At 38.4% G+C, this 26,580-nt stretch carries 26 protein-coding genes; 11 read left to right on the top strand and 15 right to left on the bottom strand.

Features of this window, described 5'->3' with window-relative positions; translation table 11 throughout:
* The first annotated feature begins 80 nt into the window (after positions 1-80).
* On the top strand, positions 81-443 hold the full coding sequence (locus AC1DNH_RS20140) for a response regulator (RefSeq protein WP_477579895.1): 363 nt from the start codon (positions 81-83) through the stop codon (positions 441-443).
* A 6-nt stretch (positions 444-449) separates the two neighbouring features.
* On the opposite strand, the gene AC1DNH_RS20135 is transcribed toward AC1DNH_RS20140, so the two are convergent.
* Positions 450-1,268: an alpha/beta hydrolase gene (locus AC1DNH_RS20135; RefSeq protein WP_477579897.1), complete on the bottom strand. Its 819-nt coding sequence runs from the start codon at positions 1,266-1,268 to the stop codon at positions 450-452.
* A gap of 184 nt (positions 1,269-1,452) precedes the next feature.
* Here AC1DNH_RS20135 and AC1DNH_RS20130 point away from each other — a divergent pair, with 184 nt between their 5' ends.
* The 8 genes from AC1DNH_RS20130 to AC1DNH_RS20095 all read left to right on the top strand — a co-directional run bounded on the left by AC1DNH_RS20130 (position 1,453) and on the right by AC1DNH_RS20095 (position 13,412).
* Positions 1,453-2,544 carry an AI-2E family transporter gene (locus AC1DNH_RS20130; RefSeq protein WP_131029731.1) on the top strand — a complete coding sequence of 364 codons (1,092 nt, stop codon included), beginning with the start codon at positions 1,453-1,455 and terminating at the stop codon, positions 2,542-2,544.
* Positions 2,545-3,455: 911 nt separating this feature from the next.
* Entirely contained in the window at positions 3,456-4,649 is a 1,194-nt protein-coding gene (locus AC1DNH_RS20125; RefSeq protein WP_477579899.1) for an SGNH/GDSL hydrolase family protein, read from the top strand.
* Between the two features lie 128 nt (positions 4,650-4,777).
* Positions 4,778-5,296 (top strand): protease, encoded by a 519-nt coding sequence (locus AC1DNH_RS20120; RefSeq protein ID WP_477579901.1) that lies wholly within the window; start codon positions 4,778-4,780, stop codon positions 5,294-5,296.
* A 252-nt stretch (positions 5,297-5,548) separates the two neighbouring features.
* Positions 5,549-5,968 carry an SRPBCC family protein gene (locus tag AC1DNH_RS20115; protein WP_477579903.1) on the top strand — a complete coding sequence of 140 codons (420 nt, stop codon included), beginning with the start codon at positions 5,549-5,551 and terminating at the stop codon, positions 5,966-5,968.
* 672 nt (positions 5,969-6,640) lie between these two features.
* Positions 6,641-8,032, top strand: coding sequence for a TolC family protein (locus AC1DNH_RS20110; RefSeq protein ID WP_477579905.1), 1,392 nt, complete (start codon positions 6,641-6,643; stop codon positions 8,030-8,032).
* Between the two features lie 13 nt (positions 8,033-8,045).
* On the top strand, positions 8,046-11,330 hold the full coding sequence (locus AC1DNH_RS20105; protein WP_477579907.1) for an efflux RND transporter permease subunit: 3,285 nt from the start codon (positions 8,046-8,048) through the stop codon (positions 11,328-11,330).
* Between the two features lie 13 nt (positions 11,331-11,343).
* Entirely contained in the window at positions 11,344-12,444 is a 1,101-nt protein-coding gene (locus tag AC1DNH_RS20100; RefSeq protein ID WP_477579909.1) for an efflux RND transporter periplasmic adaptor subunit, read from the top strand.
* Positions 12,445-12,470: 26 nt separating this feature from the next.
* A complete protein-coding gene (locus AC1DNH_RS20095) occupies positions 12,471-13,412 on the top strand; it encodes a helix-turn-helix domain-containing protein (protein ID WP_477579911.1) in 942 nt (313 codons plus the stop codon).
* 406 nt (positions 13,413-13,818) lie between these two features.
* On the opposite strand, the gene AC1DNH_RS20090 is transcribed toward AC1DNH_RS20095, so the two are convergent.
* Positions 13,819-14,412: a 2OG-Fe(II) oxygenase gene (locus tag AC1DNH_RS20090; protein ID WP_477609421.1), complete on the bottom strand. Its 594-nt coding sequence runs from the start codon at positions 14,410-14,412 to the stop codon at positions 13,819-13,821.
* A gap of 109 nt (positions 14,413-14,521) precedes the next feature.
* Here AC1DNH_RS20090 and AC1DNH_RS20085 point away from each other — a divergent pair, with 109 nt between their 5' ends.
* Positions 14,522-15,526 (top strand): phosphotransferase enzyme family protein, encoded by a 1,005-nt coding sequence (locus AC1DNH_RS20085; RefSeq protein ID WP_477579915.1) that lies wholly within the window; start codon positions 14,522-14,524, stop codon positions 15,524-15,526.
* Positions 15,527-15,588: 62 nt separating this feature from the next.
* Positions 15,589-16,452 (top strand): dienelactone hydrolase family protein, encoded by an 864-nt coding sequence (locus AC1DNH_RS20080; protein ID WP_477579917.1) that lies wholly within the window; start codon positions 15,589-15,591, stop codon positions 16,450-16,452.
* 526 nt (positions 16,453-16,978) lie between these two features.
* On the opposite strand, the gene AC1DNH_RS20075 is transcribed toward AC1DNH_RS20080, so the two are convergent.
* The 13 genes from AC1DNH_RS20075 to AC1DNH_RS20015 all read right to left on the bottom strand — a co-directional run bounded on the left by AC1DNH_RS20075 (position 16,979) and on the right by AC1DNH_RS20015 (position 26,578).
* Positions 16,979-17,941, bottom strand: a complete 963-nt coding sequence (locus AC1DNH_RS20075) for a hypothetical protein (RefSeq protein WP_477609423.1) — start codon at positions 17,939-17,941, stop codon at positions 16,979-16,981.
* A 7-nt stretch (positions 17,942-17,948) separates the two neighbouring features.
* Positions 17,949-19,046, bottom strand: coding sequence for a toxic anion resistance protein (locus tag AC1DNH_RS20070; protein ID WP_230144056.1), 1,098 nt, complete (start codon positions 19,044-19,046; stop codon positions 17,949-17,951).
* A 27-nt stretch (positions 19,047-19,073) separates the two neighbouring features.
* Positions 19,074-19,688 carry a TerD family protein gene (locus tag AC1DNH_RS20065; protein ID WP_116251228.1) on the bottom strand — a complete coding sequence of 205 codons (615 nt, stop codon included), beginning with the start codon at positions 19,686-19,688 and terminating at the stop codon, positions 19,074-19,076.
* Positions 19,689-19,692: 4 nt separating this feature from the next.
* Positions 19,693-20,247 (bottom strand): TerD family protein, encoded by a 555-nt coding sequence (locus AC1DNH_RS20060; RefSeq protein ID WP_477584750.1) that lies wholly within the window; start codon positions 20,245-20,247, stop codon positions 19,693-19,695.
* 2 nt (positions 20,248-20,249) lie between these two features.
* A complete protein-coding gene (locus tag AC1DNH_RS20055; protein WP_477584749.1) occupies positions 20,250-21,086 on the bottom strand; it encodes a phosphoribosyltransferase family protein in 837 nt (278 codons plus the stop codon).
* Positions 21,073-21,777: an HAD family hydrolase gene (locus AC1DNH_RS20050; protein WP_477584748.1), complete on the bottom strand. Its 705-nt coding sequence runs from the start codon at positions 21,775-21,777 to the stop codon at positions 21,073-21,075. Before AC1DNH_RS20050 ends, AC1DNH_RS20055 begins: the two co-directional genes overlap by 14 nt.
* 103 nt (positions 21,778-21,880) lie before the next feature.
* Positions 21,881-22,699: a TerC family protein gene (locus tag AC1DNH_RS20045; RefSeq protein ID WP_477625602.1), complete on the bottom strand. Its 819-nt coding sequence runs from the start codon at positions 22,697-22,699 to the stop codon at positions 21,881-21,883.
* 154 nt (positions 22,700-22,853) lie between these two features.
* On the bottom strand, positions 22,854-23,873 hold the full coding sequence (locus tag AC1DNH_RS20040) for a WD40/YVTN/BNR-like repeat-containing protein (protein ID WP_477584809.1): 1,020 nt from the start codon (positions 23,871-23,873) through the stop codon (positions 22,854-22,856).
* A gap of 7 nt (positions 23,874-23,880) precedes the next feature.
* A complete protein-coding gene (locus AC1DNH_RS20035) occupies positions 23,881-24,312 on the bottom strand; it encodes a DUF2147 domain-containing protein (RefSeq protein WP_477584810.1) in 432 nt (143 codons plus the stop codon).
* A gap of 100 nt (positions 24,313-24,412) precedes the next feature.
* Positions 24,413-24,793 (bottom strand): DoxX family membrane protein, encoded by a 381-nt coding sequence (locus AC1DNH_RS20030; RefSeq protein WP_477584811.1) that lies wholly within the window; start codon positions 24,791-24,793, stop codon positions 24,413-24,415.
* A 310-nt stretch (positions 24,794-25,103) separates the two neighbouring features.
* Entirely contained in the window at positions 25,104-25,523 is a 420-nt protein-coding gene (locus tag AC1DNH_RS20025) for a VOC family protein (protein WP_477584812.1), read from the bottom strand.
* A 119-nt stretch (positions 25,524-25,642) separates the two neighbouring features.
* On the bottom strand, positions 25,643-26,056 hold the full coding sequence (locus AC1DNH_RS20020; RefSeq protein WP_477610377.1) for a hypothetical protein: 414 nt from the start codon (positions 26,054-26,056) through the stop codon (positions 25,643-25,645).
* Between the two features lie 15 nt (positions 26,057-26,071).
* Positions 26,072-26,578, bottom strand: a complete 507-nt coding sequence (locus AC1DNH_RS20015; RefSeq protein WP_477610376.1) for a DinB family protein — start codon at positions 26,576-26,578, stop codon at positions 26,072-26,074.
* Positions 26,579-26,580 lie beyond the last annotated feature (2 nt).

Here is a 26,580-nt window from a genome sequence, read left to right as displayed (position 1 = left end):
CCTGCCCTTGTTAATCAATCACAAGTTATTTATTTACAATATGTTAATGCAATAACAATAACCTGAAGGAGAACGAGAAGATGAAAAAAATATTAGTGGTTGATGATAGTCAGGAAATACTGGAGGTTATAGAATTGATTTTAAGACTGGAAGGCTATCAGGTAAGTGGATTAATGGATGCAAGTCATTTTAACCAGCGGATTAGCGAATTTAAACCCGATTTAATTTTGTTGGATGTGATGCTTGGGGGCCTGGATGGGCGAGATCTTTGTAATCTACTCAAAGCAGACCAGTTAACCTTGCACATTCCAGTAATTATGATTTCGGCCAGTCATAATTTAAATGATATAGGAGGCATTATCTGTTATCCTAACGATTTCATCGCTAAACCATTTGATATAGACAATCTCATTAATAAAGTAGGTGTGCAGCTTGCCGCCTAAACTATATTAAGGTTTTGAGTTAAAATAATTGCTTAAGAAAACGCTCTGAAATTTAATCGCATTGGCCCAATAATCCCAGTTGTGTACACCAGGTCTGGCAGTAAAATCATGAGGAATGTTGTTATACAGGAGTTCATCATGCAAACGTACATTCATTTTATAGAAAAAGTCTTCAGTACCACATTCAATGGCAATAGCAAGTGATCCTGGCTTAATGCGATAAATCATATCAATCACACTGTTCTGTTTCCAACGTTCTGGAAATTCATCCTGTGTTCCCAATCTTTTCGAGATATTCCACCCATTTGGAAAAGGTTTAATATCTACACCACCACTCATACTGCCTACGGCACCATAAACATCCTGGTGTTTAATGGCCAGGTATAGTGCACCATGGCCGCCCATGCTCAAACCGGTAATGGCCCTACCCTTTTTTTCGGCTATGGTTTTATAATGTTCATCAATATAGCTTACCAACTCTTTAGCTACATAGGTTTCATATTTCCATTCAGGATCTACCGGACTATCGAAATACCAACTGGTTACATTACCATCAGGGCACACAATAATAAACTGGTATTGATCGGCCAGATTTTTAATTCCTGGCACTTTTTTGGCCCATTCGGCATAGTTACCACCGGCACCATGGAGCAGGTAAACCACAGGGAAGGTTTTTCCTGTTTTATAGCTATCGGGTTTAATTACCACTGCTTTAATATTTTTGTTCATCGATTTGCTAAAGGTTAAAGCGGTATCTACTTCCGCAGCGCTTAAAATGTGGCTAAACAAAAACAAACAGATGGCTATTAAAAAGCTATTTTTCATGGGGAGTTTTTAATTATTATTATAATATGGTGCTAAATTTATAAATTAACTGGATATTGTTTGCTATTTCTGTGAATTGATACCAAAAAATAATGATGTCCTGCTCATCTATTCCTTAAACAGCTAAAAAACTTTAAAACAATTTTATTACCTTTTGGTTGTTGAACGGTGAACCCATCTAAAAATGCTTAAAACCTACCCATTTTACATCAAAGCTCCTGTAATTCTTTTAGGATTAGTAATTACAGTATTTATAATGAGCGTGCTGAGAGATATTCTTGTGCCACTTGCTTTCGCTGCGCTAATTGCGATATTGCTTAACCCACTTACCAATCGTTTTGAAAGAAAAATGCCTAAAATAGTAAGCATTATGCTCGCTATGATTATCGGTATTGTTGTCGTAATTGCCATACTCTATTTTCTATCCTCGCAGGTTGCCCACTTTTTCGACGATCTGGAAAGCATTAAACACAAATTATCGCAACTGTTAGAAGAAATCAGAACCTGGCTGCAAACTACCTTTGGAATCTCCTCGCAAAAACAGATGCAAATGGTTAACGATGCTGCAAATGGAAGTAAAGCTTTAATTGGCCAAACCTTGAGTGGCTTAATGGGCGTGCTCAGTGTCGTTTTTTTAATCCCCGTTTATACTTTTCTGATCTTGCTGTACAAAACATTGATCCTTAATTTTATTTATGAAGTATTTTCGGAGGAGAACAAACAAAAAGTTGCCGAGATTTTAGGTGAAACGAAAGCAGCAATACAAAGTTATATTATCGGTTTATTGATCGAAACTTCAATTGTTGCGGTAATGAACTCTGCTGCCCTGCTGATCCTCGGTGTACAAAATGCCATTTTAATTGGTGTTATAGGGGCAATACTGAATCTGCTACCCTATATCGGCGGTATTATTGCCATAGCCTTACCAGTGTTAATGGCAACTTTAACCATGGATGGTTTTACCACTCAATTATTAATTATAGGTGCCTATGCACTCATTCAGTTTATCGACAACAATATCCTTGTACCGCGCATTGTTTCGAGCAAGGTGCAGATCAACGCACTTATTTCTATCGTAATTGTATTAATGGGTGCTGCACTTTGGGGCATCCCCGGAATGTTCCTTTCCATTCCATTTATTGCGGTACTGAAAATCATTTTTGATCGGATTGATGGACTTAAACCCTGGGGGAAATTGCTGGGCGATAATATCCCGACTGAACACATGGGGCAGGTGAAAAGGTTTAGAAGGAAGAAAAAACTTGCGACAAACTAAACATCGATATTCTTTTTTTGAAAACGATCGTTCAGCAACTCTTCGGGAACAGCAGCCCCGTTATTCGCTGTAGCCCCAATGCTAATTAGTGCCGATTCATCGGTAAAGAATCGGGGGCTGCCGCTACTACCGGGTTTATTAACAAAGGCTTGTGCAGGTAAGCACCCAGCCAAAAACAGTACCACCTAACGAGCCACCTAGACCCGATTGGAGTGAACATCCCGATAATTCATCGGGATAAAACGGAAAGCGGGAGGAAACCCAGATATATTGTACTGGTATTGCTCTCCTATTAAATTTTATATGGTTTTTTCTGAAAATGAGCGTTTAGTAAAAATCGGGATGCCCGCTGCTACCGGGTTTATAAACAAGGGCTTGTGCAGGTAAGCGCCCAGCCAAAAATAGTACCACCTAACAGGCCACCTAGACCCGATTGGAGTGAACATCCCGATAATTCATCGGGATAAAACGGAAAGCGGGAGGAAACCCAGATATATTGTACTGGTATTGCTCTCCCAATATTGAACCAGTAATATCTTTAAATTACCCTTCGACTCCATTATCATTAACAGATTCCAATAGAAATATCGTCATCTCGACCGAAGCACCGCGGAGTGTTCCAAAGGAACTCCTTCGGAGGAGAGATCTTTAAACTATGTTATTGAAAATCGAATTTAAAGATTTCTTCCCGAATCTTCGGGATCGAAATGACGATACTTCTAATCGACTCACCTCTTTTAAATTCTCTTGTAATTTATATGGATTTTCATACCATAAATTACCCCTTAGGCTGACAATCGCTTGGTTACCCATCATGCAAGTAAATTTTGGTTACCCATCATGCAAGTAAATTATTGCTGGAAACACACATCAATTGTAAATTTTATTACTTTTGATTTCTTCTAATCAACATGAAACTAACCTCTTTTCTTTGCCTGACATTACTCTTTACGGCACTATTTTCCAAAAGCTTTGCGCAAAACAAGTTACAATCATCGTCGTTCATCACTTTTAACGGTTATAGCCATACTATAGCAGAAAAATTTGGAAAAAACGAAGCGGTAACCGTGGCTTTTTTAGGCGGGTCGATTACCAATATGGAAGGCTGGCGTGGATTGGTAAGTAATTATTTAGCCAAAACTTATCCGCAAACAAAATTCAGGTTCATTAACGCAGGTATTCCATCATTGGGTAGTCTACCACACGCGTTCCGCCTTCAGCGCGATGTACTCGACAGTGGAAAAATTGATCTCTTGTTTCTAGAATCGGCTGTTAACGACCATGCCAACAAAACCGCTGAACAAACACAGCGCCGTGCTTTAGAAGGCATTATCAGACATACTTTAAGCAAGAACCCGAAAACGGATATCGTAATGATGGCTTTTGCCGATGAAGATAAAAATGATGATTTTAATAAAGGTAAAATCCCAACTGAAGTAAAAGTACACAGCGACTTGGCTGAATATTATCACTTGCCATTTATTAATCTCGCTTTAGAAGTTGATAAACGTATTGCCAATGGCGAATTTACCTGGGCAGCTGATTTTAAAAACCTGCACCCATCACCGTTTGGTCAACAACTTTATTTCAATACCATTAAAACTTATCTGGAAGAAAATCAGAAAAATGCCAACGAGAAAGCTTCGGCAGGTCTTCCTAAAATCATTGATAAATTTGCTTATACCAAAGGACAATACCTTAGCATTAATAGCGCCGAAAACTTAAATACTTTTAGCATCAATAAAAACTGGAAGCCAACTGACGGGCTGGAAGGAAGACCAGGTTTTGTTAATATCCCAGTGCTCGAAAGCAATACCAGGAACAGTACTTTTGATCTGATTTTTAAAGGAAACACCGTGGGGATTGCTATTTTATCAGGCCCGGATGCGGGTGCACTCCATTACCGCATAGATGACGGAGAAGAAAAAATGATCGATCTTTACACCCAATGGAGTTCAAGCTTGCATTTGCCATGGTACCTGCTACTCAGCGATCAACTCACTAACGGAACGCATAAATTAAGTGTACGGATCAGCGATCAGCACAACTCAAAATCAACAGGTTATGCCTGTCGAATTGCTTACTTTTTAGTCAATTCAAATTAATCGTCTTTTATTAGTCTGGATTTGCCATACAGCTGTATAAATTAATTATATATTTGATACTTAATCGTTTTAGCTTGATGCTAATCAAACAATATCAATATTCATTTGCTTATATAAAAAACCCTTCCATGAAAAACATTAAAATAATTATCCCTGCACTTTTAGTATTGTTTTCTGCCTGCAGTGAGGCCACCAGAAACACCACAAATAGTAAAAGCGAAAGCATGCCTCAAACTACTGCTAATAAAACCGATTCGCTTGAGGTTAAAATGAAAATAAATGGCAATGTAGCTACCGGCGACCCACTATTGCTAAGGTTTGTAGTGTACAACAATACCGATAGTGTAAAAAGTTTCTGTATCTGGCATACACCTTTCGAACCTTTAATGAGCAGCTATTTAAGCATTACGAACGAAAAAGGAGAAGAAGCACAGTACAAAGGCGCAATGGCCAAAAGAGTAATGCCACCTCCTGCATCGAGTTATTCGAAGGTAAACCCAGGTGATAGCCTGGTTGCAAATGCCGATTTACTTAAAGCCTACGACCTGAAAAAAGGATCGAGTTATAAGGCAGTTTACACAGGCGGAAATATGAGCGGCTTAGTATCCAAAGACACGATAACCTTTATTTATACGGACCTGCACTAGCATTCAACTCGATTAAAGAATAAAATATTCGATAATTTTTAGTCATTTAGGCTTAGTTGGTCGTTTGGAGATGCACACAGGTATTTTAAATTAATTACCTGTGTGCATTTTTTTTATCTGTAGTTAACCATTTCTCTAATTGTAAAACTTAACTAAATAATAGTGGCATATCACCCCCTATTTTGTCGCATTTGCTCTTTCTGAGTTGTTAAAGTTCCTATAACTTTATTAAAAAATTAAACACCTTAAAACATGGAAAATAAAACATCAATCACCGTAGAAACGACAGTAAATGCACCCGTAGAAAAAGTTTGGGAATTTTGGAATAATTCAGATCACATTACTAAGTGGGCCTTTGCCTCACCAGATTGGCATACCCCTTATTCAGAAAACGATTTAAAAGTTGGCGGTAAATTTAAAAGCACTATGGCGGCAAAAGATGGCAGCATGAGTTTTGATTTCGGCGGAACATATACCACAGTTGACCAGCATAAAAAAATCGAATATACCATGGAAGATGGCAGAACGGTAAGCATTGTTTTTGATGCACTGAGTGAACAAACCAGGATAACCGAAACTTTCGATGCCGAATCTACCAATCCGATCGAAATGCAACGTGGTGGCTGGCAGGCCATTCTGGATAATTTTAAAAGTTATACAGAGCAATCATAAACACCTTGCTAATAACGTCTTGCGAGATAACAGGTCTAGACAGGCTATCATTGCAGATTCCAATAGAAAATTCGTCATTGCGAGGTACGAAGATAACCGAACAAAGTGAGCTCATGAATGCCTTAAAAAGCAACTGCAAAAATGAATAATCTTAAAGCGCTCGCTACTATCGATAGTTGTAAGATTGCTTTGTCGGCTGAAAAGGCCTCCTCGCAATGACGATTCCTCTTCGCCATATAGCACTAAAAATCCTCTGTCACTAATATTCATTTTTATGGTACAGACCTCTTGTTATTTTTAACCTGAGTTCGATAATTAAATACTGATTTGATTATCTAAACTCAGTTTTGGGTTAAGTCGGTCGTCACCCTGAATTTATTTCAGGGTCTTTCCTGCCAAAAAAGATGCTGACCACGTAGTAGCTACAAGACAATTGAAAACACTATTCTACTTGTAAGACAAGTCAGCATGACGATGAGGTTAGGAATAAACCTTGTCTGATAGTTATTTTTACAATTTAATAATCGAACTCAGGTTTTTAGCAACAGAAACTGTCCCTTTTTACGCCTTAAGTAACAATTCGATTATTATTTGATTCGCATAATTTTTGATTTGAACCGAATACTTTGATATAACGATCATCATTTACATTTGCCGTGTAAATTATACACTATGTCTCGTATATCTTTATTTTATTTTTCGTTATTATTCTTTATCAGTTTATCCATCGGCATAAATGCACAAACACTTAGCCTTAAGCAAGCTGTTAACACTGCATTAAGCAATTATGGCACCATTAAGGCTAAAGATAATTATGCCAATGCATCAAAATCATCTATCCAACAGGCCAAAAGGGAGTATTTACCGAACTTCAGTTTAAGTGCCCAACAGGATTATGGTACCATTAACGGCCAAAATGGGCCTCAATATGGTCTTGGTGGTTTGGGAACGGCCTCATCTGGTCCTGCTCTAGACAAACAAAACTGGAATGCTGCATTTGGGGGGCTCTATCTGGCCAATGTAAACTGGGATTTCTTCACTTTCGGAAAAATCAGAGAACGCATTAAAATTGCCGATGCCACTTACCAAAGAGACAAAAATGATCTGGAACAGGAAAAATTCCAGCAGGAAATCCGTGTTTCTGCTGCCTATTTAAATCTGCTGGCTGCGCAAAGGTTAAGCAAATCGCAACAGAAAAATCTCGATCGCGCTATTACCTTTAAAAATACGGCCATCATCAGGGCTAAAAACGGATTAATTGCGGGAGTAGATTCTTCTTTCGCAAAAGCAGAAGTTTCTAATGCCAAAATTGCACTAACAAAAGCTAAAGATTTAGAGCAGGAACAGGCCAACCGTTTGGGCGTGGTAATGGGATTAACCGCAACATCATACGAATTAGATACTGCTTCAATTACGCGTATTCCCGGCAACCTGCTAGAAGATACAGTGATCAAAAGCTCACATCCACTATTAAAGTTTTACCAGAACCGTGTTGATGTTAGCCAGCAACAGGTTAATTATTTCAAAAAATTATACTACCCTACGTTTAGCTTATTCGGTGTAATGCAGGGCCGTGGTTCGGGTTTTAGTCCAGGTTATGCCTTAGATCAGGCTGCTTATTCTACCAGTTATGCTGATGGCATAAACCCTACCCGTGGAAACTATTTGATTGGCATAGGAATGACCTGGAACCTGTCAACCTTACTTAAAAACCGCCCGCAGGTACGTGCACAGGAATACATTAGCCAGGGTTTGAAGGAAGAATATAATCTGGTTGATCAGCAACTAAAAGCACAATTGGCACTTGCAGAAACTAAACTAACCAACGCTTTGGCCAATTACAGAGAAGCACCTATTCAGGTAAAAGCAGCATCTGATGCTTATCTGCAGAAAAATACGCTCTACAAAAACGGGCTCACCACTTTGGTGGATCTTACACAGGCCCTGTTTACCTTAAACCGTGCCGAAACCGATCGGGATATTGCCTTTACCAATGTTTGGCAGGCCTTATTGCTAAAATCGGCAGCACTCGGCAATTACGACATATTTATCAACGAATTTTAATCTGGCTATATAAATGAATTTAATACGTTTCGCACTCCGCAAGCCCATATCCATCTTAGTTTTAGTAGCTGGATTGTTCTTTTTCGGTATTGGGGCTATCAATCAGATCAAGGTTGATATTCTTCCGCAGATGAACCTTCCGGTGATTTATATTGCGCACCCCTTTGGTGGTTACACACCCGACCAAATGGAGGCTTATTTTGGTAAACAGTACGTTAATATCCTGCTTTTTGCAAACGGTATTAAAAGCATCGAAACCAAAAACACACAGGGTTTAATGTTAATGAAGCTAACCTATTACGAGGGTACCAACATGGCCCAGGCGGCGGCAGAACTAAGTGCGCTATCTACTAGGGCGCAAGCTATTTTCCCGCCAGGTTCGCAACCACCGTTCGTGATCCGTTTTGATGCTTCATCACTTCCTGTTGGACAATTGGTATTAAGCAGCCCTATCCGCACCAACAATGAATTACAGGATCTGGCCAATACTTATGTGCGCCCTAGTTTTTCAGCTATACCAGGTTTGCTTTCTCCTGCTCCTTTTGGAGGTAGTCCGAGAACGATAGAAATCAATGTAAATCCGTCACTTTTACGTTCACATAACCTAACGGTAGATCAAGTAGTAGAAGCCATCAGGCTAAATAACCAAACCGCACCTTCAGGAAATGTGAGGATAGGTGATAAAAACTATATCACACCAACCAATTATACCATTAAAAAGGTTAAAGATTTTGAGAACATTCCCTTATTTAAAGGCAGCGTGCAAAATTTGCAGCTCCGCGATGTAGCAACGGTTAAAGATGGGGCCGATTTAGTTGCAGGTTATGCCTTAATCAACGGCAAGCGCTCGGTATACTTAAGTATCGCTAAATCTGGGGATGCCTCTACCTGGGATGTGGTTAAAAACTTAAAGAAAAACCTACCGAACATCCAAAATACCTTACCGGAAGATGTTAAACTTTCTTACGAGTTCGACCAGTCTGTTTATGTAATCAACGCTGTAAAAAGTCTGATCAGTGAGGGCGCAATCGGTGCGATATTAACAGGTTTGATGGTTTTACTTTTCCTGGGCGATAAACGTGCAGCATTGATTGTAATCCTCACCATTCCAACCTCTATTATTGCGGGTGTTTTGTTCCTGAAGTTATTCGGACAAACGATCAACATCATGACCCTGAGCGGATTGGCTTTAGCCATTGGTATTCTGGTAGATGAATCGACGGTAACAATAGAAAACATCCACCAGCATTTTGATATGGGCAAACCCAAGGCCCTGGCCATTTGGGATGCCTGTAAGGAAATCGCCTTCCCGAAACTGTTAATCCTGTTTTGTATCCTTGCCGTATTTGCACCTGCCTTTACCATGACAGGGATTCCAGGAGCATTATTCTTACCCTTGGCATTGGCAATCGGCTTTTCGATGGTGGTTTCATTCCTGTTATCACAAACTTTCGTACCCATTATGGCCAACTGGCTAATGGTTGCACACCCAAAAAAAGGCAGTGAACATCACCCGGGCATTACTCAGGACGAGGCTGATTTTGCCGCAACTGGCATTACACTCGAATCGGAAAAAGATACCTTGAGCCAAAAAAGAGTACTGGTTGAGCGTGAAGATTTTAGTGGCAATGGCAAAATTGGTTTCTTTGATCGGTTCCGGAACCGTTTTATGCGTTTCCTTGATCGGATACTGCCTTACCGAAAATCTGTCGTTTTGGTTTATTTAGTGGTAATTATCGGTTTAGCTGCGTTATTATTGGCTAACATTGGTCGCGATGTTTTGCCGAGAGTTAACTCAAGTCAGTTTCAATTGCGTTTACGTGCACCTGATGGAACACGTTTAGAACGTACCGAAGAAAAAGCAAATATGGTTTTGGCTGAGCTGAAAAAAATGGTCGGAGAAGAGCATATGGGCATTTCTTCTGTTTATGTTGGTCAACACCCTGCCCAGTTTTCGGTAAACCCGATCTATCAGTTTATGGCAGGTCCGCACGAAGCTGTTTTCCAGGTAAGTTTAAAAGACTTTGAGGAAGATATGGATGATTTTAAAGATCAGTTCAGGGAGAAAATCAAAAAAGTTCTGCCTGATGTTAAACTTTCTTTCGAGCCGATAGAGCTAACGGATAAGGTATTGAGCCAGGGCTCTCCTACCCCTGTTGAAGTACGTATTGCAGGCAAAAACAAAAAGCTGAATGAAAAGTATGCCAATAAAATCCTCGCAGAACTGAAGGAAATCCCTTACATGCGCGATGTTCAGCTAGCACAGCCCATTAAATATCCATCATTAAATATCGATATCGACAGGACCCGTGCAGCACAGATCGGGGTGGATATGGCCGATATTTCGAGATCATTAATTGCCTCAACTTCATCATCACGTTATACGGACAAAAATATCTGGTTAGATGAAAAAGCGGCTTTGCCTTATAGTGTTCAGGTTCAGGTACCACTTAACCAAATGACCAGTAAAGATGATATTGGAGAAATTCCGTTATTGAAAAATTCGGCACGACCAGTTTTGAGCGATGTGGCAAAAATTACTGCTGATACCACGGCTGGCGAAAACGATAACATTGGTGCTATGCCTTTCCTATCGGTAACGGCGAACCTTTACCATATGGATCTGGGTGCAGCATCAAAAGATGTAGAAAAAGCCATCAAAGACGTTGGCGAACTGCCAAGGGGGTTAAATGTTACCGCCATCGGTTTAAGTAAAGTGTTAACTGATACTTTAGACAGCTTACAATCTGGCTTATTTGTGGCCATTGTGGTAATTTTCCTGATGCTGGCAGCCAATTTCCAGTCTTTTAAAGTTCCATTGGTTATCTTAGCCACTGTACCAGCAGTTATTTTAGGTTCACTATTGTTATTAACCATTACCGGATCAACCTTAAACCTGCAATCTTATATGGGGATTATCATGTCGGTCGGGGTATCTATCGCCAATGCGGTATTGCTCATCACCAATGCTGAGCAACTAAGAAAGCACAATGGGAATGCACTCGAATCGGCACGCGAAGCCGCAGCATTACGTTTGCGCCCAATTATCATGACGAGTATTGCGATGATTGCGGGTATGTTGCCAATGGCCATCGGTCATGGTGAAGGTGGTGGAGCGGTTTCTCCATTAGGCAGAGCCGTTATTGGTGGCTTACTGGCTTCAACATTCGCCGTACTCATTATCTTGCCATTGGTATTTGCATGGGTTCAGGGAAAACAGACTACCAATTCGATGTCGCTTGATCCGGAAGACGAAGAAAGCATCCATTACATTAAAGGTTTACAAGAAAAAGAATAAATCATCATCATAAATGAATACGAAGATATTTTCAACAGGATTATTAAGTACAGGATTTTTAGTGTTAACGGCCATGTATGGCTGTGGGCACTCCGAATCGAAAGTAACACCCAAGAAAGAAAAAGAAGCAGCTATAGCCACCTTCGATCTTAAAAAAGAGAAGCTATCCACCAAACTGAGTTTGCCAGGCGAATTAATTGCTTTGCAACAAGTTGATTTATATGCTAAAGTAAGCAGCTTCGTAAAAACCCTAAAAGTTGATATCGGCTCAGAGGTAAGTAAAGGTCAATTGTTAATGACTTTGGAAGCACCTGAAATGACTTCCCAACTGGCTGCAACACAGTCGCGGATAAAAGCACAGGAAGCCATTTATACTGCGAGCAAAGCGAATTATAACCGTTTGTATGAAACCAGTAAAACGCCTGGAACGATCTCTACAAACGACCTGGACCAGGCTATGGCAAAAAAAAATGCAGATCTTGCACAGCTTGAAGCAGCAAAAGCCGCTTATAAAGAAGTAGGTTCAGTTCAGGATTATTTAACCATCAGGGCACCTTTCAGCGGAATTATTTCAGCCAGAAATGTGAATTTAGGAGCTTACGTTGGTCCAACGGGTAAAGGCTCTGATTTACCTTTATTTACTCTACAGGATCAAAAAAACCTGCGTTTGGCCGTTTCCATTCCAGAAGTTTATACCGGATATTTAAAAGCTGGTGATGAGATTAGTTTTACCGTTAAATCTTTGCCTAGCCAGACCTTTAAGGCTAAAGTGAAACGTTTATCAGGCGCTTTAGATCTACGCTTACGTTCTGAACGCATTGAAATGGATGTACCAAATGCTTCGAAGGTTTTATTACCGGGTATGGTTGCTGAAGTGAACATTCCGCTTCCGGCCAATGCCAGTACCTTTATCATTTCCAAAAAAGCTTTATTGGATACCAGCGAAGGATTATTCGTGTTAAAAGTAGCCGATAACAAAGCGGTTAAAGTAGGCGTAAAAAAAGGCCGTGAAACCGACGATAAGGTAGAAGTTTTCGGCGATTTAGCAGAAGGTGACAAATTAGTGGCAGAACCAACCGAGGAAATGCATGAAGGAACGGTGATTAAACCCTAACTTTACTTGTATTAAGCACTTAAAATATGTTATCAAAAAGTCAAGAGCTTTCTACCCTTCAAAAAAAGGAAACATTAGAAGATTTTTACAATAAATTAAAAATCACAAGGCCTGAAATTCCTACACCAAGCTTAGGGATGATCAATGATATCGGGCACTTTAATGTTTTTAACAGGACTACTGTTTGCAGCAACGTACCATCTGTTTTCAGCCGCAGAGATTTTTATAAAATTTCGCTGATCATAGGCAATGGGATTTTGCATTACCCTGATGCGCAGATTGAAATTAAAGGACGGGCATTACTGTTTACCAATCCGAATATTCCATATTCATGGGAAAGTACTTCGCCAAAACCTGCCGGTTTCTTCTGTTTATTTACCGAGAATTTTATCCATAACCGTAACGAAATCCTTCGCGATTCTTTATTGTGGCGGATTAATGATAGCCCGGTAATTCATATTAACGAAGAGCAGGAAGTTATCTTAACGGATATCTTTACTAAAATGATGAAAGAAATGGATGGCGATTACATCCATAAATACGATCTGTTAAGAAACTATGTACAACTTATTGTTCACGAAGCACTAAAGGTAAAACCTCAGGATGTTATCTTTAAACAGAATAATGCATCGGCGCGTTTAACTTCCTTATTTATCGAATTATTGGAAAGGCAGTTCCCCATTGGTTCTACAGAGCATATTTTGGAGTTGAAAACAGCCCACGATTTTGCCTTCCGCTTGTTGGTGCATGTAAATCACTTAAACCATGCAGTAAAGGAAGTAACGGGCAAAACAACTTCTGAGCATATTTCGAGAAGGATAGCAACCGAAGCAGTGGCTTTGCTGAAACATACCGAATGGAATATTGCACAGATCGCTTATTGTTTGGGTTTCGAGTACCCAGCAAATTTTAATATATTTTTTAAACGTCAGATGCAATGCACCCCAAAGGGTTTTAGAGCAAATTGATCATAATCGTATTAAACCTAGTCGTTTAACAAGTGAAGCGCCAATCCTGAAATGAGGAAACGGCGCTTTTTTATTGACCAAAACTAAATGGTCCATCATCCCCGGTAGTTTCGTCATTTCGAGCGGAGTCGAATGAAACCTGGAATCTACGGAGAGGGTCGTCACCCTGAACTTGTTTCAGGGTCTTATCAACAACGATTTTCAAAAATAGATGAGGTTGTATCATAAAGGCGATTTACTGCAGATGGTGTCATGTTGAGCTTGTCGAAACATCTTATAGCGTATTTAATAGGCCCTTCGACAAGCTCAGGGTGACAAATCTATATTTATGACTCAACCTAAGGACACGTCTTTGAATGAGAATCGCCTGTAATAGCGATTTATTTTTTGATATTAAGGATTAAATTTAACCGACCTTTAACCAGCCTGTAATACTCATCCTTTGTTTATTGGTAAGCAATACCTCGTGTGCCAGATCTGAACTTTTAAAGAAAATACTTTTACCGTTATTGGGCGAGATATTCTGCTCCTCATCAACATGGTAAATGCGTAGCTCTCCTCCATCTTCTATTTTCCAATCGCTGTTCAGATACATTATCATCGAATATTGTCTGCTTCCGTTGTACTGAAACTGATCGATATGTTTTTTGTAGAACGTGCCCGATTCGTAAAGTGTATAATGAAATTCGTATCCGGTGATCCCCGTATAACAGGTACGGTTTAAATAAACCACAAATTCGTCCATCAGATCGAAGAAATCATTTTCGTGTTGGTTATTATGCTTTCTGTCTAACCAGTAAATCACATCGCTTCTAATCAACTTGTTTTGATTCACAACCGTATCGTTACCCAAGCCAGCATTTAAAAGTTTTTTATTTTCAAATAACCCGATCAGATTATCTTTAAGATGGGCCGCTAAAGAAACACTTAAAAAGTTTTCTGCTATACCCACTTTATCTTCGATAAAACTATCGATAAGGCAATCAAATATTTTTTCCAACAGATTGTATTAATCTTAAAACGATATGCCTAAGGTGGGTAAGGTAGTCTTAATTAATGGTTAAGATGTCATTTCTAAAATTTATATTTGAAACCCCAAAGCGCTACTTATGCAAAATATTTTCCCAGCCCAATACTCCACCTTATCAGCCGCTGCCTTAAAAGATTATTTAATTGAAGCTTATCAGTTAGCCCCATCTACAACATGCCGATTACTCATCAGAAACGTAAGCGACACTTATATTCTCGAAAACCGAAGCCAGAAATATATCTTCAAAATCTACCGCGATGCACACCGAAAACGCAACGAAATTGAAGCTGAAGTGGAATTGCTCAATATTTTAAGGATAAACGGAAACTCAGTTTCCTACCCCATAACCGATGTAAATGGGAAACAAATTCAACAGTTTAATGCCATCGAAGGTTTAAGAAATGGTATACTGTTTTCTTTTGCTGAAGGAAAGGTAATTTTGGACCTGAAAAATGCACATCTTGTTCAATTGGGGCAAGACATTGCCACCTTGCACCAAAGTACTTCTTCAATAAAGCTGAATAATGCAAGACCGGTATTCAACTTTGAAACGACTTTATTTGAGCCTTTGCGCGATTTAAAACCTCATTTTACAGAAATGCCTGAGGAATTTGACTACCTGACCAACATTGCTGATAAAGTGGTTAAAAAGTTCGAAGGATTTGATACTTCAAAATTCAGCTATGGCTATTGCCACTATGATTTTTTTCCTAAAAACTTCCATTTTGATGAAGCGGGAAAAATTACCTTTTTTGATTTCGATTTTGCAGGTGAAGGCTACCTGATTAACGATTTAATGTCGTTCCTTAACCATTATTTTTTCCATCAATTGAATAACCTAATCTCCAAAGAGCAGGCAGAAAAGGATTTCGATACCTTTTTAAACGCTTACCAGCAAGTTAGGCCGTTAACTGATGATGAATTAAAAGCCATTCCATATCTGGGTATCACCTTTCATATTTTCTTCCTGAAATTCTTTTATGATAATTACGATGATTGGTCGAATGCCTTCTTAACCCCGCGTTATACGAAACACCGTGTAACACTGATTAAAAAATGGGAAGAAATGTATTGTAATTTTTAGGCAATGCTACCTCAAATCTCGACATCCTTGTTTATCTTGTATTTTAATTCAAAATCAATAAGATGGATCAGAAAATAATCAACCTGTACGATGAATATACCCATAGTCAGGTAAGCAGAAAAAAATTTATGAGAAAGCTGGCTATCCTGGCTGGTAGCACAGCATTGGCTATGACTATTCTGCCAATGCTAGAAAATAATTACGCCGCTGCAGCAGATTTTAACAGTGATGATATCGAAGTTGAAAATATTACCTACGCTGGTGTTGACGGTGAAATGAAAGCTGTACTGGCCAAACCCAAAGGCAAAAAGAACTTAGGCTGCGTATTGGTTATTCATGAAAACAGAGGTTTAAATCCACATATTATTGATGTTACCAAACGTGTTGCCGCCGAAGGTTTCCTGGCCCTTGGTGTTGATGCCCTTTCGCCGCTTGGTGGAACCCCGACGGATGAAGATAAGGGACGCGAGTTGATCGGTAAATTAGATCCTGAAAAGAACTTACAGAATTATTTAAAAGGATTGGATTATTTACGCAATAGAAAAGACGGCAATGGTAAAGTAGGCTGTGTTGGCTTTTGCTGGGGAGGTGGAATGGCCAATAAATTAGCAGTTAACGACCCTAAATTGCAGGCAGCTGTTGCTTATTATGGCGCACAGGCCAATGTGGCAGATATTCCTAAAATTAAAGCGAGTTTAATGTTGCATTATGGTGGCCTGGATGAACGCATTAATGCCGGGATTCCAGCTTATGAGCAGGCATTAAAAGACAATAAAATTGATTATAAAATTTACATATACGATGGTGTAAACCATGCCTTTAACAACAATACCTCACCTACGAGATATAACGAAGCCGCAGCAAAACTAGCCTGGAGCAGAACAATCGATCTGTTTAAACAGAAACTGGCGGTATTGACGAGGTAGTAATTCCTATCACAAAATCGTCATTGCGAGAAGGCTTTTTCAGCCGACAAAGCAATCTTAATGCGAAAGGATGATTAACAAACGTTTTAAGATTGCTTCTTCGTTCCTCTCCACCAATAACGACTTCTCTATTTTGGAAACGTGCGTTCGGTGTTTAATAGGTGCTGTGGCCCCGCCATCGCTTATAATCCTCGCTGCGCTGCGGGCTATTCCGCTCTGTCGGGTTTATTTAACAAAGGTTAGTAGGTAGAATATCTTAATAGTACCACTAACTCTGCCACTTAAACCCGATTGCAATGTAAAGCCCACAGCGAGGCACGAGCGAGGACTTGGAATAAAAAGCGGGACTGCCAATACCGAAAAGTGCTATAATTGATTTCCAAAACTTAACTAACCTGGCATAAAGCCTTAGTTGTAAGATTGCTTCGTCGTTCCTCCTCGCAATGACGATTTCTTGCGATAGTGATGATTAATCGGCACGATACTTCTTAGCTGCGCCCAGGTGTCTTAGTTGGTAAAAACCAACCTAAAACAAATCCGTCTTTAACATTGTCTTCAAAATATTCGATTGTACATCGAAATTATTGAGGTGGTTCAAGAAATTGATGTCAGATATTTTACTGTAACTATCTTCTAACAAATTAACAACCTCGTTTGGAATTGCCGTTTTTAAAACCGCAGCATTACTTTTTAACTTATCGTTTTTATATTGCAGTTCCTGTACAATCCGTTCCCGTTCTGAAAGATTATTAGACATATCCAAATCTTTCAAAATGGTTAAATCGCAGAACAAGAACAGGTTTCGGCTTGGAAAAAACAGGTAATAACTGTCTATATCCAAAAATTTATACACTTCAATTACCAGTTCGCCCGATTTTAAACCAATATAAAATTCGGTCCGAAAATCGTACTTACACAGCTTGCCCATCAATTTTTTCTCGATGGTCGCATAAACATTGGTATACACCTGTTTACTCTGAAAATCAATCAGTTTAGCAAATTGATCGGTAGTGAGATCGAAATAAAAATCGTTGGCGTATCTGGAACTAAAAACATTGATATTTTTAGAAAAGGGAAAATCGGAACTGAGCTCAGAAAGCACACTGAATAGTTTCCGCAGCGATAGGTTCACTTTTAGCGATTGCTTTTGTTTATCCTGCTGAAAACTTTTCTGATCAACAAGCGCACCTGCCATACGGTCGATCAGTTCTTCATTCAGGTCAATTTCATCGTAAATGAGCGATACGTTTTTCTCATTGCTCTTTTTAATCTTTTTGAGCAGTTCGATCACGCTATCGGTAAACTGAAGATGGAAAAGATCTAATTTTTCGATCTCTAATTCTTCGTTGTTGGCAAAAAGTTGATGAATAACCTGGCTTCTTAAATAAATTTTATAAATCACCTCATCATCAAAAAACACAGAGAGCAACTGTAAACGGTTGATCTCTGCGCTTGATTTTTTGATAATATTTAAACGGTATTCATCCATATTTTAATTAACTCACCCTCGTTACGTTCTTTTTCAACTCTGTTTCCAAAGTTTTAAGTTCGCCATCCAACACTCTTCTACTCTGTGCACCCGCTTCATGGATCTGTTTAACCTCATTAAGCGTTTCAATCAACGATGAAGTGGTTTGTTTCAAGGTTTCCAAAGATACTACTGTTTTTTCATTCTCTTTGGCTACATCGATACTGTTTTGTTTCAGCATCTCTGCATTTTTCTGCAAAATGGTATTCGTGGTATCCGAAATTTTCTTCTGCATCTCTACGTTGGCCTTTTGCCTTTGTAAAGCAACAGCAATGGTCAATTGGTTTTTCCACACCGGAATGGTTGTAGATACAATCGACTGTGCTTTTTCTGCAATTGAAGTATTATTGTTCTGCACCACACGGATCTGCGCTAAAGATTGCAACATGATGAAACGAACAATTTTCATATCTGCCAGTCTTTTATCCAAGCGACTTATGAAGTCCCTTAAATCGGCAATTTCATAATCCTGATAATCGGCAGGTCGGCCTTCCATCTCAGCAAGTTTGATGTTCAGCTCGTTGTATTTCATCTGTCCGGCAATAATCAGTTCTTCCATTTGGTGGATGTAACCAACATTGCTATCGAACATGGTTTGCAGCGAACTGTTGTCTTTAATCGAATTTAACCTTCCAGCTTTAATTTTGTTGGTGATCTTATCAATATTATTCACCACTACATCATACTTCTGGAAAAGTTTTTTCACATCAACAACAAGGCTCTTTAAAAACGGGATTTTAGAAATAAAGTTCTTAAATGCACTTTGCTCCAATTCTGAAACATCGATATAATTCAGTTCGGTAAGCAGTTCGTTAATTAAACCGCCAACTTCACCACTGTTATAAGTCCGTACAGACGATAAAAACTCGTTACTGTATTTTTCCATTGAGTTTTGGGCATCGCTTCCGTAATTCAGGATAGAATTTACATCTGATGGTTCTAACGATTTTCCAATCTCATTGTATTTAAGCGTTTCCTCTGAGGTTATTTTCTCGAGATCCACATTGCCATCTTTATCCAGTTTAACCGGAGTAAGGGCTTGGGTAACGTTTGGGTTGGTTTCCATAGTTTGATTAATTACCAGCCTTATGGCTTATAAATAGTTTTGAGTTACGGTTTTAACGGTATCTTCGAGTTTTTTATCTTTGGTTGGTTCGCCAATGGCATTAAATTTCCATTCGCCGTTTTTCTTGTAAAAAACGCCCATTACCATCGATACGTGACCAGCAAAGTTGGCTCCGTTAGCAATATCGAATTTAGCAAAAACCTCGTTAACACGTTTAGTTGTGCCCTCGTAAATGCGGATTGACGCAAAAGGGATTGTACCAAAATCATGCCCTCTAAAACTATTCAATACAAAGGCAACATAGTTTACGTTGGCATCCAACTGAGAAAAATCAAGTGTGATGATCTCATTATCTAAGCCATCATCGCCGCCCATATCGCCAGTTAAATCATCGCCGCTATGTTTTACAGAACCGTTTTTAGATTTTAGGTTACCAAAATAAACTACCTCTAAAAGTTGTTTGTTTTCGTTGTATAATGCACAGCTTCCATCTAAATCTACCGCTTCTTTTGATGATCCGAAACCGAAAAGACCTTTCTTTTCAATGGCACCCCAGTTAATGCCTACACAAACATTCTGAAGTTTGCTACCATTACTTTTTTCTAGACTGATGCGCTGTCCTTTTTGAAGATTGATTGCCATAATATTATTGATATTTGTTTAAATAATCCTGTAAACCACCTTTCATACCTACGCCAACGGCTTCAAATTTCCATTTGCCTTCGCGTTTGTAAATTCTTCCAAATTCTACCGCCGTTTCTATAGAGAAATCTTCTTCTAATTCGTATTTTAAGATCACCTCATTGGTTACGGCATCAAAAATACGGATGAAAGAGTTTCTAACCTGACCAAAATTTTGTCTTCTGTTTTCAGCATCGTGGATGGTTACCACAATACAGATCTCGTTTACTTTAGCATCAGCTTTGGTTAAATCAATTTTTATCTGTTCATCATCGCCATCACCATCACCGGTTAAGTTATCACCTGTATGCTCTACCGAACCATCTGGAGAAACCAAATTATTATAGAATACAAAGTTTTCGTCTGAAATCAGTTTTTTCTGATCGTTTAGTAAAAAAATTGAAGCATCTAAATCGAATGCAGAACCTGTTGAAGAGCTGTTGGTATCCCAACCTAAACCTATTGTAAATTTAGGAGCATCGATATTTTCTCTTTGCCCCTTTTGCAAATTAATAGCCATATTTAAATTAATTTATAATTGTTGTTTTTGATATAGTCTTTTATGAGATGTAAATTTTTAGAATACGCTTCTATGGTATGGTAGTTATTCCCCAGGGATAGATCGTAAAGCTGATTGATAAAATCGGTACTTCTACGTTCTAAAAATAGATTAAAACTGCTCGAAGTAGTATTTAAAATGTATTTTACAATACGGGTATTAAACCTAAAATTGCCGCTATCAATAATTTCTTCCAGATCAAAAATAGATTTGATCTGATGGTAATTCAGAAAATTCTCTACATTGGGATGGATATTTTTATTGACCAGTTCGGCGAAATAAAGCATATGCATTTCGTTCTTTAAACCATATTCTTTAGCCATTTTTAAGATCATCCGCTCATGGCTTCCGGTAATTCTGATATCATCCAGAAATAAAAGTGTTTTACCAGCGAGAAAATCTTTATCGATGTGAAATGAATCGTTTCCAATCAGTAAAAGCCTTTCTTCGGCACTTAACTCGCCATAATCTTCTTTATAGGTAATGGTTCTGTGCACTTTGGTTTCCTGTACCGCCAAACCACCATTTTCCACCAGCCAACGGTTAAGCTGACAAACGAAATAGTTTTTCATGGCAAAGGTTGCCGTTGGAATAAAACTATAAGGACTAGAAATAACCACAATCTGATCGGCAATCACATTATCAGCTAAATAATAGCGGATAAAGCCATCGGCAAGGTCTTTTCCGAAAGATCGGGCCACCAGGTCATCGCCAAACTTAAAGCGACTGTAATCGTCGGCACTAAAGCCAAAATCGACTGTATTGTCTATTTTATGAAGTGAATAACTATACGGTATCATAGAGTAGGTTTGAGATAGATAGGTGATTGGAATTGATGAGCATACTGTTAATTCCCATCGCTTCTGCCCCACGAACATCAGCATGCGGGTTATCTCCAACATGGATTACATCTTTTAGCATTAATTCCGGGTGTTTTTCCCTATCGATGGTATCTAACATCAACTGAAAAAATCCGGTATTGGGTTTAGACATCCTTACTTCATCAGAATACAGCTGAAAATCGATAAACTGATCGATACCCAAATGACTGATTACTTTTTTTAAGGTTTTCCCTTTTATAAAACCAGTATTGCTTAAAATATTGGTCGAACTTAAACCTGTTGACTTAAGCTGTTCCAATACGGTTAAAGAACTTTCGCTATACAGCAAAGGCATGTGGGTAAAAACCAGTTGTTCCATGTCGTGATCAATCTCCTGTAGATCCACATCATGAAAATTGAAATCGTAATCATTGATCATACTGATGATCATTAAATACATTTCATCAGCATCTACATTTTTCCCTGTCCGCTCATTAATAGCGTTTACCATTAAATCTACCTGGCGAAAAACAACAGCAATCTCTGCTAAATTTTTATGCTTAGTATTAAATTTCTGGTAAAAATATTGCGTCCGCTCCTGTTTATACGCTGGATTTGATTTAATCAACGTTAACCAAAGATCGAATGAGTAATGTTTGTAAAAAGCCATTGCAACCTGTTTCCTAATCTATTTATAAATTCTAATATTACAAATTTGATTGTAATATTACCAACGTTTAATTGTAAGATTTATCACAGATAAGCCTTATAATTTAAGATTTATCCAATACCTTTTCGGCATCGTCCGAAATGATGATATCGCTTTTGTGTTTTTTGGGATAGTTAAATAATAAGGATGTTAATACTGGTATAATGAAAATGGCTACCGTAAAAATAGAGACAAAAAGATCTGTTTTTTCGCCTTCGATAGCGTGAGAAATAGGTGACTCGGGATAGAAATGCGTTACTAACGATGAAGTAAGTTTAATTCCTAAAACAGCAATTACGATGAATGCTATCGTTTCTAAAAAGGTAAATTTCTCCATCAGTTTAACAAATGCCTGTGCTACAAAACGCATAGCCAAAATCCCGATAAAAACACCAATATAGATTAACCAGATATGATCGGTAAAAGCCACAGCAGCAAAAACATTATCGATAGAGAAAGCCAGATCCATTACCTCTACTAAAGCAACAGTTGCCCAAAAATTCCCCATTAAGCCAACAGTAGATTTATAAATCCAGCTTTTGCTTTTGTCTACTTCCTCTTCTTCTTCTTCCTTGCCTTTATTGTTCTTTTTTCTAAAATAATCGAAAGCCAGGTACAACAGGTATAGACCGCCAAGTGGTTTCAACCACCAGATTTTAACCAGCCATGCAGCCAGGAACAAACAGATCCCTCTAAAAACATAAGCGCCAATAATGCCATATTTTAAAGCTTTTTCTCTTTGCGATTTTGGTAAATCCATTACCATAGTAGCCAAAACAGCAGCATTGTCTACCGAAAGCAAACTTTCGATCACAATTAAATTCAAAATAATTAATAGTCCGGCCTGTATATCGTCACCTAAAATTGTGTGCAAAAAATCCATTGAGCGAGTGTGTGTATGTTTTTAATTAAAGTTTTAGTTGACAGCAAAGAAACAAAATTTTATCAATCCCGATGCTTCAATCTTTTTTATTTATTGAATCGTTTTACTGATTAGATACTTAATCAATAAAACTGTTACGCAATAGGGCTGAAATTTATTTGCTGATCACCAGTTGATAGATATTACCTTTCTCTCCGGCCAGAATAATCTGTTTACCTTTTTTGGCTTTTTGAACGGCATTAAAACTTTTATCAGAAATATGTTTCCAGTTTTGGCCACCATCAGTAGAAATATCTGTTCCTGAAGTACCTGTAGCAATTAAGGTTTTAGCATTAATATAGGTTACGCCCGATCGGAAGCCTAAAACCGGGGTAGCTGGCTTTTGCCAGGTTTTGCCGCCATTGCTCGTTAAAAGAATATTATTGGTGTTTTCTTTATCTTTTACATAGTTTCCGCCAACAGTTACACCAATTTTTTCATTCAAAAAATCGATCGAGAAAGGACCCGTACTATTTTCGCCCTGCAAAATGGGGCATTTAAATACTTGCCAGTTTTGTCCATAATCTGGAGAAAAGTAAATGTTAGATACCGTTCCACCTGCTGCAATCCAGGTTTTACCACCAGGTAATGTTTTAATGGTTGTTCCACTGGCTGCAAAACCTGCTTCACCTTTAGCCAAATTGGTTTTTAGATTTGCTGAAATATCTTGCCAGCTTTTACCTGCGTCTACAGTTTTAAGTAATTGCATTTTATCATTTATGGGATCACCGAAGATGATTCCTTTATTTTTATCCCAAAAACCCAAGCCATCCAAAAATATAGCTGAATCTACATTTTTATAATTTTCTGTCCAGGTTTCGCCGCCATCAACGGTTTTCAGAATGTATGCCGGCGAAGCAATGCCCACAATAATGGCCTGTTTATCGTCGAAAGCTTCAATATCCCTGAAATCGATTTTTTCGTAACCTTTTGGTTTTAACCATTTCCAGGTTATACCACCATCAGTAGTTTTACCTACCGATCCATTACTACCACTTACCCAGGTAACCCGATCTGATACAACACTTAAACCCCGTAAACTGGTTTTGGTATTCTCGTTTAAGGGTTTAAAGGAATACGACTGCGCGGTGCAAAAAAAAGGTGCCATTAAAAGGCACCATAAAATTTTCTTCATCTATAAATTATTTTACTCGTCTAAAAGTTTCTGATCGGCCTAAAAGAGAAATACCTACATAACCGCGAACATTTAATACATCATTACCTGCTAAGGTCATGTTGCAGCTATAGGTTTTACCTTTTTTCGGATCGTAAATCGTTCCATCGGTCCATTTACCATCTTCGTAAACAAAATCCTTTAATATTTCCAGATTTAACAAAGCGCGTTTCTGTAGTTTTTCGTCAGGATTTTTAGCATCTAATTTAGGTTTACCATTTAAATTGGGTTCCTTCATCCAGGCTAATTTCCCATAATATTTATCGCCTTTTTTATAAATTTCTATTTGCCCTTCACCCGATGGGTTAAGCCATTTGCCTACAATAGCATCTTTGTTCTGTGCAAATACAGAAAACGATACTGCCACAAAAAGCAGCATTAAAAATGGTAACTTTCTCATATTTTTTATTTCTAGTTAGTTTCTAAAGATAATAATTACACCTTATATCGAAACACTAAATAAAGAGAAAAAGTATGAGAATTTTTGAAAATCCTAAAATTTACTTTGAAACAATTGGTAGATACTTGGCACGGTACGCATAAAGCAGGAACAAATTAAACAATAACATCACGGCCGACATCGGAAGATCTTTAGGCTGGGCCAAAAATGCGGTATACAAAAAGATATTCAAGGTAACAGGAAAAATAATGATTGATGCTAGTGGTGCCGTCCTTCCGATAAACAACATTACACCACATAACAGTTCTGTTATTTTAATTAATGGAAAAAGATAAACGGAGGCCATTATACCTGTCATAAAGCTGGTTTGGGCCGCTGTCATTTCCGGCGCCTTAGGCATTAAATTAAGAAAATAGGTTACCGAAGCAAATAGGTATAGTGCTCCTAATAACACCCTGATAATAATAATTGCAATTTTCATATTGGATTAATTTTGGTTTCTAAAATTAAAAATAATAAAAGTTATTTAAAGTTCATTAGTCATTGGTACATTGTACATTAGTGTAATAATAAGTTAATCTGTTTTGGTTGAGGTTTTATATTTAATAGCCATAATCTATTAACCATCAGCCATTGACCATTTATTATCTAATTCGCTCTTTATATTACCGCACCCGCGATTTATATTAATGCGTACGCAATTTACATTACCGCACTCGCGATAAGTATACCAGACTATGAAGTCTGGACTAAGGATCCAACACTTTCGGCTCCTTTCTCCTGACTCCAGGCTATTTGTTATAATCGTAATTCACCATCCATTGAATACCAAATTTATCGGTAGCCATACCAAAAAGGGCTCCCCAGAACATTTTTTCTAAAGCCATTGTTACTGTTCCACCAGCTGAGAGGTTATTAAAAAGTGTATGTGCCTCTTCTTCACTTGCCGCATCAACGGACAGTGAGATTCCGGTACCGAAAGTAGATGCAGGCATCGGGTTGGTAACATCGGTACCCATGAGTACGTTGCCACCAATAGGCAAAGCCACGTGCATGATTTTCTCCTGGTCGCCTACTGCCATACCTTCGCATCCCGGCGAATCTTTAAAGCGTTGAAGCACAGCAAAATCGCCGCCAAAAATAGATTTATAAAAGTTAAATGCTTCTTCGGTGTTACCGTTAAAATTTAAATACGTGTTAAGTGTCGCCATTGTTTTGTTGTTTTTCCCTTCGGGATGGTTAATTATTATTTGTTTTTTTTATTATCGTCATCCTGAACTTGTTTCAGGATCTATTTAGCATAAGATGCTGAAACGAGTTCAGCAGGAGGTTACGAGCGCATTTTAGTCAATTTGATATCCATCCATGGTGCCCAGTTTTTACCATCAAATTGTTCCCATGTCCCTTCTATGGTATTGGCTTTAAAATTTCCTTTAAATCTTTCGGTATCGGCAAATATTAAAATAATATCATCGTAAATTTTAAGGGTGGATATTGAAATATTGCCTTCATTATCGAACGATTGCGACCTAAAAACATCTTCCATATCATCATAATGCGTAATTTCTAACGATCGGATCTTTTTATCGCCGAACATGACGTCTACCTGATGTGTTAAGAAAAACCCACCATCAACCCACCCGTAGGTATCCGTTCCCACAATTACATCACCCGCTTTTGTTAAACCTTCTGTTTTCCATTTGCCGATATAAGGATTTAGCAGATTAAGCCTGTTGTTTCTCATAAATTTAGTTAAAAATCAATTGGTATCTAGCTCGTTGTAAATATTTTTTAACTGATGTACGTGTCGTTGTGTATGATAAATCACAAAATAAATGGCCTCTAGCCGGGTTAGAAAGCCATAGCCGGGTAATTCAAAAGAACTGCAGGTTTTAGTTAAATCCAGGTCTGCAATTGAAGTTGAAATCCTGTCCCTGATCTGTTTTAAGCTTTCTAATAATGCATACTGGTTATACACTTTATCTTCAGGATAAATCTGTTGAGGCGAATTGAACTTCACGTTGAAATTCAAAAAGTCGTTTCTAATCTGCGCTACCATTAAATCGGCTGGCTTATCTGTTTCGGTTACCGGGCCATTTATGACTTGCAGAAAGCCAGAATTTGCCAAAATCATATGTTCAGCCAGTTGGCCTGCTGTCCAGCTTCCTTTAAATGGTACTGCATTAATTTGCGCAGTATCAAATTTCGATAAGGTGTTTTCTAACGCCGACAAAGTTTCGCTGGCTTCTTTTATTATCTTTTCCATAA

The sequence above is a fragment of the Pedobacter sp. 01N310 genome (assembly GCF_056399805.1).
Note: the sequence above shows the minus strand (reverse complement) of the source record. Positions and strands in the feature narration are given on the sequence as shown.

Coding starts and splice junctions, on each gene's coding strand:
- AC1DNH_RS20140 (WP_477579895.1), top strand. CDS start 81: ATGAAAAAAATATTAGTGGTTGATGATAGTCAGGAAATACTGGAGGTT.
- AC1DNH_RS20135 (WP_477579897.1), bottom strand. CDS start 1,268: ATGAAAAATAGCTTTTTAATAGCCATCTGTTTGTTTTTGTTTAGCCAC.
- AC1DNH_RS20130 (WP_131029731.1), top strand. CDS start 1,453: ATGCTTAAAACCTACCCATTTTACATCAAAGCTCCTGTAATTCTTTTA.
- AC1DNH_RS20125 (WP_477579899.1), top strand. CDS start 3,456: ATGAAACTAACCTCTTTTCTTTGCCTGACATTACTCTTTACGGCACTA.
- AC1DNH_RS20120 (WP_477579901.1), top strand. CDS start 4,778: ATGAAAAACATTAAAATAATTATCCCTGCACTTTTAGTATTGTTTTCT.
- AC1DNH_RS20115 (WP_477579903.1), top strand. CDS start 5,549: ATGGAAAATAAAACATCAATCACCGTAGAAACGACAGTAAATGCACCC.
- AC1DNH_RS20110 (WP_477579905.1), top strand. CDS start 6,641: ATGTCTCGTATATCTTTATTTTATTTTTCGTTATTATTCTTTATCAGT.
- AC1DNH_RS20105 (WP_477579907.1), top strand. CDS start 8,046: ATGAATTTAATACGTTTCGCACTCCGCAAGCCCATATCCATCTTAGTT.
- AC1DNH_RS20100 (WP_477579909.1), top strand. CDS start 11,344: ATGAATACGAAGATATTTTCAACAGGATTATTAAGTACAGGATTTTTA.
- AC1DNH_RS20095 (WP_477579911.1), top strand. CDS start 12,471: ATGTTATCAAAAAGTCAAGAGCTTTCTACCCTTCAAAAAAAGGAAACA.
- AC1DNH_RS20085 (WP_477579915.1), top strand. CDS start 14,522: ATGCAAAATATTTTCCCAGCCCAATACTCCACCTTATCAGCCGCTGCC.
- AC1DNH_RS20080 (WP_477579917.1), top strand. CDS start 15,589: ATGGATCAGAAAATAATCAACCTGTACGATGAATATACCCATAGTCAG.
- AC1DNH_RS20075 (WP_477609423.1), bottom strand. CDS start 17,941: ATGGATGAATACCGTTTAAATATTATCAAAAAATCAAGCGCAGAGATC.
- AC1DNH_RS20070 (WP_230144056.1), bottom strand. CDS start 19,046: ATGGAAACCAACCCAAACGTTACCCAAGCCCTTACTCCGGTTAAACTG.
- AC1DNH_RS20065 (WP_116251228.1), bottom strand. CDS start 19,688: ATGGCAATCAATCTTCAAAAAGGACAGCGCATCAGTCTAGAAAAAAGT.
- AC1DNH_RS20060 (WP_477584750.1), bottom strand. CDS start 20,247: ATGGCTATTAATTTGCAAAAGGGGCAAAGAGAAAATATCGATGCTCCT.
- AC1DNH_RS20055 (WP_477584749.1), bottom strand. CDS start 21,086: ATGATACCGTATAGTTATTCACTTCATAAAATAGACAATACAGTCGAT.
- AC1DNH_RS20050 (WP_477584748.1), bottom strand. CDS start 21,777: ATGGCTTTTTACAAACATTACTCATTCGATCTTTGGTTAACGTTGATT.
- AC1DNH_RS20045 (WP_477625602.1), bottom strand. CDS start 22,699: ATGGATTTTTTGCACACAATTTTAGGTGACGATATACAGGCCGGACTA.
- AC1DNH_RS20040 (WP_477584809.1), bottom strand. CDS start 23,873: ATGAAGAAAATTTTATGGTGCCTTTTAATGGCACCTTTTTTTTGCACC.
- AC1DNH_RS20035 (WP_477584810.1), bottom strand. CDS start 24,312: ATGAGAAAGTTACCATTTTTAATGCTGCTTTTTGTGGCAGTATCGTTT.
- AC1DNH_RS20030 (WP_477584811.1), bottom strand. CDS start 24,793: ATGAAAATTGCAATTATTATTATCAGGGTGTTATTAGGAGCACTATAC.
- AC1DNH_RS20025 (WP_477584812.1), bottom strand. CDS start 25,523: ATGGCGACACTTAACACGTATTTAAATTTTAACGGTAACACCGAAGAA.
- AC1DNH_RS20020 (WP_477610377.1), bottom strand. CDS start 26,056: ATGAGAAACAACAGGCTTAATCTGCTAAATCCTTATATCGGCAAATGG.
- AC1DNH_RS20015 (WP_477610376.1), bottom strand. CDS start 26,578: ATGGAAAAGATAATAAAAGAAGCCAGCGAAACTTTGTCGGCGTTAGAA.